Raw genomic sequence first — 9,122 nt, 5'->3', positions numbered from 1 at the left:
GTCGCGGTGGTCGGCTCGGCCGCGCCCGTGGCGCCGCGCGGTGAGGTCGCGGTGGTCGGCTCGGCCGCGCTCGCAGCCGCGCTCGTGGCGGCGGGGGCGCGCACGGCGGCCGGGTCCACGACGACCGCGCGGACGCCCTCGCGCAGGCCCGCGCCCGTCACGTAGGCGACGCGCCCGCCCGCGGTGGCCACCCGACCGAGTCGCGAGCCGCCCGTGCTCAGCACGCGCACGGCCGACGCCCCGGCGGGCGCCCAGACGAGCACGCCCGTGCCGTCACCGGCGGGGAGCGTCGCGGCCACGTCACCGGTGGCCGACAGTGCGAGCCCGTCGAGGTTCACCGGGTCGTACGCGCCGAGGGACACCTGACGGACCTCGACGCCCGAGCGCAGGTCGAAGACGACGAGCGCGCCCTCGGGCACCGGCGCGACGCCCAGGGTGCCGGCGACGGCGACGACCTGCGGGTCGGCCCCGGGCGGCAGGGCGATCTCCACGCGCCGCCCGTCGCGTCGCAGCCACACGCCGCCGTCCTCGAGCGTGACCACGCCGAGGGCGGAGACCTGGACGGGATCGACGACCGCGAACGGCGAGGCGTCCCCGAGCGGGGGCGAGAGGGGAGCGAAGATCCCGGCCGGCGCGACGGCGCCGCGCGGGCCGCCCCAGAGCGGCTCGGCGAACACCGTGCCGCCGGATTCGAACCACACCTGATTCCCGTTGAGCACAGGGCCCGCACCCGCGGGCGCGAGCGCGCGCACGGGCGCGCCAGAAGCTGAACTGCAGAGCGCCGCGAACACCAGCAGCGCGGCGATAGAAACCCGCATCCAGCCTCAGTTCTAGCGGCTGAAACCCGGTTGGCGCCGCCGCGTCGACCCCCTGCTATATTCGACTGCCGTCGCGAGGCCTGAGTGCCTGTGCGGCGAACCCCGGTCCTTCACATGGAGTCACGCGAGACATAGCCCACCGAGTCTTCGGGCCGCCTCGCAGCATGTGAACGACACGGGCCCGGAAGGGCCCGTTTCTTTGCCCGCTGTCGGGGCACCCTACGCAGGAAGACCGTAGAGACAGAGAAGAGATCTGCATGCCGCGCAAGTTCACACTCGAAAAGACCCGAAACATCGGGATCATGGCCCACATTGATGCGGGTAAGACGACGACGACCGAGCGCATCCTCTACTACACCGGAAAGTCCCACAAGCTTGGCGAGGTGCACGAAGGTGCCGCCACGATGGACTGGATGGAGCAGGAGCAGGAGCGTGGCATCACGATCACGTCGGCCGCGACCACGTGCGAGTGGGACAACCACCGCATCAACATCATCGATACGCCGGGTCACGTCGACTTCACCGTCGAGGTGGAGCGTTCCCTGCGCGTGCTCGACGGTGCTGTCGCGCTGTTCGACTCTGTCGCTGGTGTAGAGCCGCAGTCCGAGACGGTCTGGCGTCAGGCCGACAAGTACCAGGTCCCGCGCATCGCGTACATCAACAAGATGGACCGCATCGGGGCCGACTTCGAGCGTGGCGTGCAGACGATGATCGATCGCCTGGGTGCCCACCCGGTGCCGATCCAGCTGCCGATCGGCGCTGAGTCCGAGTTCCTCGGCATCATCGACCTGATCGAGATGAAGGCCGTCGTGTACAACGACGACCTCGGCAAGGACGTCGTCGTCAAGGACATCCCGGAGGACCTGCTCGACGAGGCCAACCAGGCTCGTGAGCACCTCCTCGAAGAGGTCTCTCATTACGACGACGAGCTCGTCGAGATGATCCTCGAGGACACGGAGATCCCGCCGGCGCGCCTCGTCGCGGCCATCCGCAAGGCGACGCTCTCCTCGCAGCTGACTCCGGTCCTGTGTGGTTCCAGCTTCAAGAACAAGGGCGTGCAGCCGCTGCTCGACGCCGTCATCGCGTACCTCCCGTCCCCGCTGGACGTTCCGCCGGTCACCGGCCTGGAGCCCGTCCGCGGCGGAGAGGACGTCGAGGCGACGCGCAACGCTGACGACTCCGAGCCCTTCTCGGCGCTCGCGTTCAAGATCATGGCCGACCCGTACGTCGGCAAGCTCACCTACTTCCGCGTCTACTCGGGCAAGCTCGAGGCCGGCTCACGCGTCCTGAACGTGTCGACCGGCAAGAACGAGCGCATCGGCCGCATCCTGATGATGCACGCCAATGACCGTGAGGACGTCACCGAGGTCTTCTCGGGCGACATCGCGGCGGCGGTCGGCATCAAGCAGGTCGTCACGGGCGACACGCTCGCGGCGCCGGACAAGCCGATCAAGCTCGAAGCGATCACGTTCGACGACCCGGTGATCTCCGTGGCGATCGAGCCGAAGACGAAGTCCGACCAGGAGAAGATGTCCGTCGCCCTTGGCCGCCTGGCCGAGGAGGACCCGACCTTCCAGGTCCGGACGAACGAGGAGAGCGGCCAGACCGAGATCTCGGGCATGGGCGAGCTGCACCTCGAGGTGCTGGTCGACCGCATGATGCGCGAGTACAAGGTCGAGGCCAACGTCGGCCGCCCGCAGGTCTCCTACCGCGAGACCGTCCGCGGCACCGCCGAGAAGGTCGAAGGCCGCCACGTGCGCCAGACCGGTGGCTCGGGCCAGTACGGCATCGTCTACATCAACATCGAGCCGGCGCCGGGCGAGGGTTTCGACTTCGTCAACAAGATCAAGGGCGGCTCGATTCCGACCGAGTACATCCCGTCGATCGAGAAGGGTGTCGAGGAGTCTCTCTCCAACGGCATCCGCGCCGGTTACCCGGTGGTCGACGTGCGGGTGACGCTCGTGGACGGCAAGTTCCACGACACGGACTCCTCGGAGATCGCCTTCAAGATCGCCGGTTCGCTCGCCTTCAAGGAAGCGGCCCGGCGCGCGAAGCCGGTCCTGCTGGAGCCGGTGTTCGCGGTCGAAGTGGTCACGCCCGAGGAGTACATGGGCGATGTCATCGGCGACCTCAACCGTCGCCGCGGGCGCGTGAACGGCATGGAGCCGCGCGGTAACGCCCAGGTCGTCTCGGCGCATGTGCCGCTGAGTGAGATGTTCGGTTACGCCACCGACGTGCGGACGATGTCCCAGGGTCGCGCGACGTACACCATGCAGTTCGACAAGTACGAGGAAGTGCCGCCCAACATCGCCGAAAAGGTGATCGAGGGTCGCACCGGCGAGCCAGTCCCCGCGTGAGCGCGGTAGTCTGGATGGGTTCGCCTGAGCACGGGTTTCGAGATAGGAGCGAGTAGAAAGTGGCGAAGGAGAAGTTTCAGCGGGACAAGCCGCACGTCAATGTCGGCACCATTGGTCACATCGACCATGGCAAGACGACGCTGACGGCGGCCATCACGAAGGTCCTCTCCGAGAAGTGGGGCGGTCAGGCTCGCTCCTTCGACGAGATCGACAACGCTCCTGAGGAGAAGGCCCGCGGCATCACGATCGCGACGTCCCACGTCGAGTACGAGACGGAGGCGCGTCACTACGCCCACGTCGACTGCCCGGGGCACGCGGACTACGTGAAGAACATGATCACGGGTGCCGCCCAGATGGACGGCGCGATCCTCGTGGTCTCGGCGGCCGACGGCCCCATGCCCCAGACGCGTGAGCACATCCTGCTCGCCCGTCAGGTGGGTGTGCCGTACATCGTCGTGTTCCTCAACAAGGCCGACATGGTCGACGACGAGGAGCTCCTGGAGCTCGTCGAAGTCGAGGTTCGCGATCTGCTCAACGAGTACGACTTCCCGGGCGATGACGTCCCGTTCGTCGTGGGCTCGGCGCTGAAGGCGCTCGAGGGCGAGCAGGAGTACATCGACAAGATCATCGAGCTCGGCAACCAGCTGGACTCGTACATCCCGGAGCCCGAGCGTGCGCTCGACAAGCCGTTCCTGATGCCGGTCGAGGACGTTTTCTCGATCACGGGTCGCGGCACGGTGGCCACGGGCCGCATCGAGCAGGGCATCGTCAACACGGGCGACACGGTCGAGATCGTGGGCATCCACAAGGAGACGTCCAACACGGTCGTCACAGGCGTCGAGATGTTCCGCAAGATCCTCGACGAGGGTCGCGCGGGCGACAACGTCGGCTGCCTCCTCCGCGGCATCAAGCGCGAGGAGATCGAGCGCGGGCAGGTTCTCTGCAAGCCGGGCTCGATCACGCCGCACACGAAGTACAAGGCGGAGGTCTACGTCCTCAAGAAGGAGGAGGGTGGCCGCCACACTCCGTTCTTCAACGGGTACCGGCCGCAGTTCTACTTCCGCACGACGGACGTGACCGGCGTCGCCAACCTGCCCGAGGGCACGGAGATGGTCATGCCGGGCGACAACATCGCGATGGTCGTCGAGCTGATTCAGCCGATCGCCATGGAGGCCGGCCTGCGTTTCGCCATCCGTGAGGGTGGCCGCACCGTTGGCTCCGGCGTCGTGACGGAGATCGTCGAGTAACACCGCTTGTAATTCCGCGGCGGGCGCCCAAGCGCCCGCCGCAGCGCACGAAGTCGACCGATACGACCTTGGAGGGCGGGCCCCGTAGCCCGGGGGCCGCCCTCATTGCGCGCAAGAAGCCAGCAAAGATTTCACTCCAAGTACCGGACAGAACGTGGCCATAGCCCAGAACAAGATCCGCATTCGTCTCAAGGCGTACGACTCGTCGGCCATCGAGACCGCGGCCAAGGAGATCGTCGAGACCGCGACGCGGACTGGCGCCACTGTCTCCGGCCCGGTGCCGCTCCCGACCGAGAAGAACGTCTACGCCGTCGTCAAGTCCCCTTTCAAGGACAAGGACGCGCAGGAGCACTTCGAGATCCGGACGCACAAGCGTCTGATCGACATTCATCAGCCCACGCCCAAGACGGTCGACTCGCTTCAGCGCCTCGATCATCTTCCCGCCGGCGTGGACATCGAGATCCGACTCGCCTTCAACTGACATGCCCGCCATCCTCGCCAAGAAGCTTGGGATGACCCAGCGATTCCTCGACGATGGTCGTGTCGAGCGCGTAACCGTGCTCGAGGCTGGTCCCTGCCCCGTGACCGCTATCCGCACCTTTGACGCCGACGGCTATGAAGCTGTTCAGCTCGGCTTCGGCACGGTGCGTGAGAAAGCGTTGAACAAGCCGAAGCTCGGCTACCTGAAGAAGGTCAACGCTTCCCCCGTCCGCACGCTCGTGGAGTTCCGCGACGAAGCGGGCGAGCTCGTCGTCGGCGACACCGTGACCGTGGAGGCCTTCGAGGTCGGCCAGAAGGTCAAGATCGCCGGCAAGGGCAAGGGCAAGGGCTTCCAGGGCACCATCAAGCGCCACAACTTCGCCTCCGGCCCCAAGTCGCACGGCTCGCACAACAAGCGCGCCCCGGGCTCGATCGGTGCCTCCGCCACGCCTTCACGCGTGTTCAAGGGCATCCGCGGCCCCGGCCAGATGGGCGGCAAGCGCGTCACCCAGAAGGGTCTGACGATCGTCGATCTTCTGCCTGAGCAGAACCTCATGCTCGTCCGTGGCTCCGTCCCGGGCTCCAAGGGCGACACCGTGGAGGTCCGTACGGATGCCTAGCTCCGCTCCCACCCTCGGTGGCGGCAACGCCGTCACCCTCGACGCCGACGTGTTCGAGCAGCCGTTCAACGGCCCGCTCGTCCACGAGGTCGTGATCGCCGAGCTCGCCGCACGCCGGCAGGGCACGCACGCGACCAAGACGCGCGGGATGGTCTCCGGCGGCGGCGCGAAGCCGTGGCGCCAGAAGGGCACCGGTCGCGCCCGTGCGGGTACGAGCCGTTCCCCGATCTGGACCGGCGGCGGCACCGTCTTCGGCCCGAGCCCCCGCTCGTACGTGGTCAAGGTCAACCGCAAGGCCCGCAAGTCCGCGCTGCGCAGCGCGCTCTCGGTTCACGCCGAGCGCAGCACGATCCACGTGCTGGACGCGGCCGCGTTCGACGCGCCGTCGACCTCCAAGGCCGCCGACCTGCTGAGCACCCACCGCGGTGGCTCGGTCCTGGTCGTCATCGCCGACGGCGAGGTCACGACGCTGAAGTCGTTCCGCAACCTCGCGCGCACGAACGTGCTGCACGTCGACGACGTCGGTGTGGCGGACCTGGTCCGCGCCGCGACGCTCGTCGTCAGCCAGGCTGCGCTCGATTCGCTCACGACGCGTGCCCGCAAGGAGGCGAAGTCCTGATGGACCACAGCCAGGTGATCATCCGCCCGGTCGTCTCCGAGAAGAGCTACGTCCTGGCGACCGCCGAGAAGTACACGTTCCGCGTGCACGACAAGGCGCACAAGACGCAGATCAAGCAGGCCGTCGAGGCGCTGTTCGACGTCACGGTCGTCGAGGTCCGCACGTCCAAGGTCCCGTCCAAGCCGAAGCGCCGCGGCGTCACCGCCGGTCGCACCCGGGCTTGGAAGAAGGCCGTCGTGCAGGTCGCTCCCGGCCAGTCCATCCCGATCTTCCAGGGCCTCGAGGCCGACCTCTAGCCATGCCGATTCGCAAGCCCAAGCCCACCTCCGCCGGTCGACGTTTCATCACGTTCCCGGATTTCGCGGAGATCACGAAGACCGAGCCGGAGAAGAGCCTCGTCGAGGGGCTCAAGAAGTCCGGCGGGCGTAACGCGCGCGGCCGCAAGACCGCTCGTCACCGCGGTGGTGGCGCCAAGCGCCTGTACCGCAAGGTCGACTTCAAGCGGACCAAGGACGGCGTGCCCGCCAAGGTCGCCGCGATCGAGTACGACCCGAATCGCACGGCGTACATCGCGCTGCTCCACTACACGGACGGCACGAAGGCCTACATCATCGCCCCGAACCGCCTCAAGGTCGGGATGAACGTGATCTCGGGCGCCGGCGCGGACATCCAGGTCGGCAACGCCATGCCGCTCTCGGCCATGCCGGTCGGCACCCTGGTCCACAACGTCGAGCTGCAGCCGGGCCGTGGTGCCCAGCTCGCGCGCTCGGCCGGCGTGGGCGTCCAGCTGATGGCGAAGGAAGGCGACTACGCCACCCTCCGCCTCCCGTCCGGCGAGATGCGCCAGGTGCGGATCGAATGCCGCGCGACGGTCGGCGTGGTCGGCAACTCCGACCACCAGAACGTCACGATCGGCAAGGCAGGCCGCAAGCGCCACCTCGGCGTGCGCCCGCAGACCCGCGGCAAGGCCATGAACCCCGTCGACCATCCGCACGGCGGTGGCGAGGGCGGTGGCTCGCTGGGCAACCATCCGAAGACCCCGTGGGGCGTGCCGACACTCGGCTACCGCACCCGCAAGAAGGGCAAAGCTTCAGACCGATTGATCGTCCGCGGCCGTCGCCGTGGCAAGAAGGGTGGCCGCTGATGAGCCGTTCCTCAAAGAAGGGGCCGTGGGTCGAGGATCGTCTCTACGCCCGCATCGAGGCCATGAACGACGCGAACCAGCGCACGATGATCAAGACGTGGTCGCGTGCCTCGACGATCTTCCCGGAGTTCGTCGGTCACACGATCGCCGTCCACGACGGTCGTAAGCACGTGCCCGTGTTCGTTTCAGAGTCGATGGTCGGCCACAAGCTCGGCGAGTTCGCGCCGACGCGTACGTACCGTGGCCATGACGCGCGAGGCAAGGTGCGATGAGCCCCGACAACGAGAACCAGAAGGACCAGGTCGACGAGAACGTGCCTGAAGACGCCGTGGAGGAGACTCCGCAGGCCGAGGGCACGTCCGACGAGCCGGTGGACCAGCAGGAGCGCGCCGACGAGGCCGCCGCCGCCGCGACCGCCGCTGCCGAAGAGGCTGCGGAGGCTGCGGACGAGGCGGGCACGGATACGGCCGTCGCTGCCGCTGCCGAGGCCGAGGAGGCCGCGGAGAAGGCTGAGGCTGCCGCCGAGGCCGCCGCGGACAAGCCCAAGCGCGAGAAGTCGCGCAAGGCTCGCGAGGCCGAGCAGGCCGCCGAGCAGGCCGAGGTTGCCGCCGACGAGGCGAAGAAGTCCGCGACCCGTGTCCGCAGCCGTCGCCAGTCCGAGGAGCCCAAGGCCGTGCCGGTCGGGCTCAAGGTCTCGGCGCAGGCCAAGTACGTGCGCACCTCCGCCCGCAAGGCGCGGCTCGTGTGCGACCACATCCGCGGCAAGGACGTCGTCGAGGCGCGCAAGATCCTTGCGTTCGCCACGCGCGACGCCGCCAAGGCGTGGAGCAAGCTGCTCGAGTCGGCCGTGGCCAACGCCGAGCACAACCACGAGCTGGTCGGTGAGGATCTGAAGATCTTCGCCGTCACCGCTGACGAGGGTCCGACGCTGAAGCGCTACCGGCCGCGCGCCATGGGCCGCGCCACGCGCATCCGCAAGCGCACCTCGCACCTGTCCATCACGCTCACCCCGAAGGAGTCCTAGCCCCCCATGGGTCAGAAGGTTCATCCCGAGGCCATGCGCGTGGGCTACATCCACGATTGGAAGTCGAACTGGTTCTCTGAGCGCCAGTTCAGCGACTTCCTGATCGAGGATGTTCGGATTCGCGATCACATCACGAACAAGCTCGCGCACGCCGGCCTCTCCGACATCACGATCCGCAAGGACGCTGCCGAGGTGGAGGTCAACATCCACACGGCCCGTCCGGGCATCGTGATCGGCAAGTCGGGTTCGGAGGTGGACGCGCTGCGGCGCGATCTGCACCGGATCACCGGCAAGTCGATCAAGGTCAACATCCTCGAGATCAAGCGCCCCGAGCTCGACGCCAAGCTCGTCGCGCAGTCGATCGCCGAGCAGCTGCAGAACCGCGTGGCCTTCCGCCGCGCGATGAAGCGCGCCCTCACGAGCGCCATGCGCTCGGGCGCCAAGGGCTGCAAGATCCAGGTCGGCGGCCGCCTCGGCGGCGCCGAGATGGCCCGTACGGAGATGTACTCCGACGGCCGCGTTCCGCTGCACACGCTGCGCGCCGACATCGACTACGGCTTCTACGAGGCTCGTACGACGTTCGGTCGCATCGGCGTCAAGTGCTGGATCAACAAGGGCGAGATCATGCCCAAGGGCTTCACCGGCCAGGACCTGACGTCGCTCGACGAGCCGGCGCAGAGCCAGACCGATCGCGACGACGACCGGCGTGGCGGCCGTGGCCGTGACGGCCGCGGGCGTGGCGATGGTCGCGGCGCCGGTGGCGGCGGTGGCCGTGGCCGCGGTGGCCGTGGCGGTCAGGGCGGCGGCCCGGGC

The 9,122-nt window shown here is 68.0% G+C and carries 11 protein-coding genes; 10 read left to right on the top strand and 1 reads right to left on the bottom strand.

Annotation, left to right across the window (positions count from 1 at the left end; translation table 11 throughout):
* The coding region (locus tag OJ997_RS35700; protein ID WP_270030232.1) for a hypothetical protein at window positions 1–818 on the bottom strand (818 nt) is incomplete at its 3' end.
* A gap of 257 nt (window positions 819–1,075) precedes the next feature.
* Here OJ997_RS35700 and fusA point away from each other — a divergent pair.
* From fusA to rpsC, 10 genes are all read left to right on the top strand, one after another.
* On the top strand, window positions 1,076–3,175 hold the full coding sequence (gene fusA / locus OJ997_RS35695; protein ID WP_270030231.1) for an elongation factor G: 2,100 nt from the start codon (window positions 1,076–1,078) through the stop codon (window positions 3,173–3,175).
* Between the two features lie 59 nt (window positions 3,176–3,234).
* Window positions 3,235–4,422, top strand: coding sequence for an elongation factor Tu (tuf, locus tag OJ997_RS35690; RefSeq protein WP_270030230.1), 1,188 nt, complete (start codon window positions 3,235–3,237; stop codon window positions 4,420–4,422).
* 160 nt (window positions 4,423–4,582) lie between these two features.
* On the top strand, window positions 4,583–4,903 hold the full coding sequence (rpsJ, locus tag OJ997_RS35685) for a 30S ribosomal protein S10 (protein WP_270030234.1): 321 nt from the start codon (window positions 4,583–4,585) through the stop codon (window positions 4,901–4,903).
* A 1-nt stretch (window position 4,904) separates the two neighbouring features.
* Window positions 4,905–5,522, top strand: coding sequence for a 50S ribosomal protein L3 (gene rplC / locus OJ997_RS35680; protein ID WP_270030229.1), 618 nt, complete (start codon window positions 4,905–4,907; stop codon window positions 5,520–5,522).
* A complete protein-coding gene (gene rplD / locus OJ997_RS35675) occupies window positions 5,515–6,141 on the top strand; it encodes a 50S ribosomal protein L4 (RefSeq protein ID WP_270030228.1) in 627 nt (208 codons plus the stop codon). Before rplC ends, rplD begins: the two co-directional genes overlap by 8 nt.
* Entirely contained in the window at window positions 6,141–6,437 is a 297-nt protein-coding gene (gene rplW, locus OJ997_RS35670; RefSeq protein WP_270030227.1) for a 50S ribosomal protein L23, read from the top strand. The genes rplD and rplW overlap by 1 nt, the downstream gene beginning before the upstream one ends.
* Window positions 6,438–6,439: 2 nt before the next feature.
* Window positions 6,440–7,285: a 50S ribosomal protein L2 gene (gene rplB, locus OJ997_RS35665; protein ID WP_270030226.1), complete on the top strand. Its 846-nt coding sequence runs from the start codon at window positions 6,440–6,442 to the stop codon at window positions 7,283–7,285.
* Window positions 7,285–7,557 (top strand): 30S ribosomal protein S19, encoded by a 273-nt coding sequence (rpsS, locus tag OJ997_RS35660; protein WP_270030224.1) that lies wholly within the window; start codon window positions 7,285–7,287, stop codon window positions 7,555–7,557. Before rplB ends, rpsS begins: the two co-directional genes overlap by 1 nt.
* Window positions 7,554–8,309: a 50S ribosomal protein L22 gene (rplV, locus tag OJ997_RS38215; RefSeq protein ID WP_372517975.1), complete on the top strand. Its 756-nt coding sequence runs from the start codon at window positions 7,554–7,556 to the stop codon at window positions 8,307–8,309. The genes rpsS and rplV overlap by 4 nt, the downstream gene beginning before the upstream one ends.
* A 6-nt stretch (window positions 8,310–8,315) precedes the next feature.
* Window positions 8,316–9,122 (top strand): 30S ribosomal protein S3 (gene rpsC, locus OJ997_RS35650; RefSeq protein WP_270030223.1); only part of this gene is annotated, 807 nt, incomplete at its 3' end.

The organism is Solirubrobacter phytolaccae (genome assembly GCF_027587195.1).
In the GTDB taxonomy this organism is placed as follows: Bacteria; Actinomycetota; Thermoleophilia; order Solirubrobacterales; family Solirubrobacteraceae; genus Solirubrobacter; species Solirubrobacter phytolaccae.
This window is presented reverse-complemented; position numbering and strand designations above follow the sequence as displayed.

Excerpts from the sequence above, each read along its gene's own strand:
- rplB (WP_270030226.1), top strand. The coding sequence starts at position 6,440 with ATGCCGATTCGCAAGCCCAAGCCCACCTCCGCCGGTCGACGTTTCATC.
- rplC (WP_270030229.1), top strand. The coding sequence starts at position 4,905 with ATGCCCGCCATCCTCGCCAAGAAGCTTGGGATGACCCAGCGATTCCTC.
- fusA (WP_270030231.1), top strand. The coding sequence starts at position 1,076 with ATGCCGCGCAAGTTCACACTCGAAAAGACCCGAAACATCGGGATCATG.
- rplW (WP_270030227.1), top strand. The coding sequence starts at position 6,141 with ATGGACCACAGCCAGGTGATCATCCGCCCGGTCGTCTCCGAGAAGAGC.
- rplV (WP_372517975.1), top strand. The coding sequence starts at position 7,554 with ATGAGCCCCGACAACGAGAACCAGAAGGACCAGGTCGACGAGAACGTG.
- rplD (WP_270030228.1), top strand. The coding sequence starts at position 5,515 with ATGCCTAGCTCCGCTCCCACCCTCGGTGGCGGCAACGCCGTCACCCTC.
- rpsS (WP_270030224.1), top strand. The coding sequence starts at position 7,285 with ATGAGCCGTTCCTCAAAGAAGGGGCCGTGGGTCGAGGATCGTCTCTAC.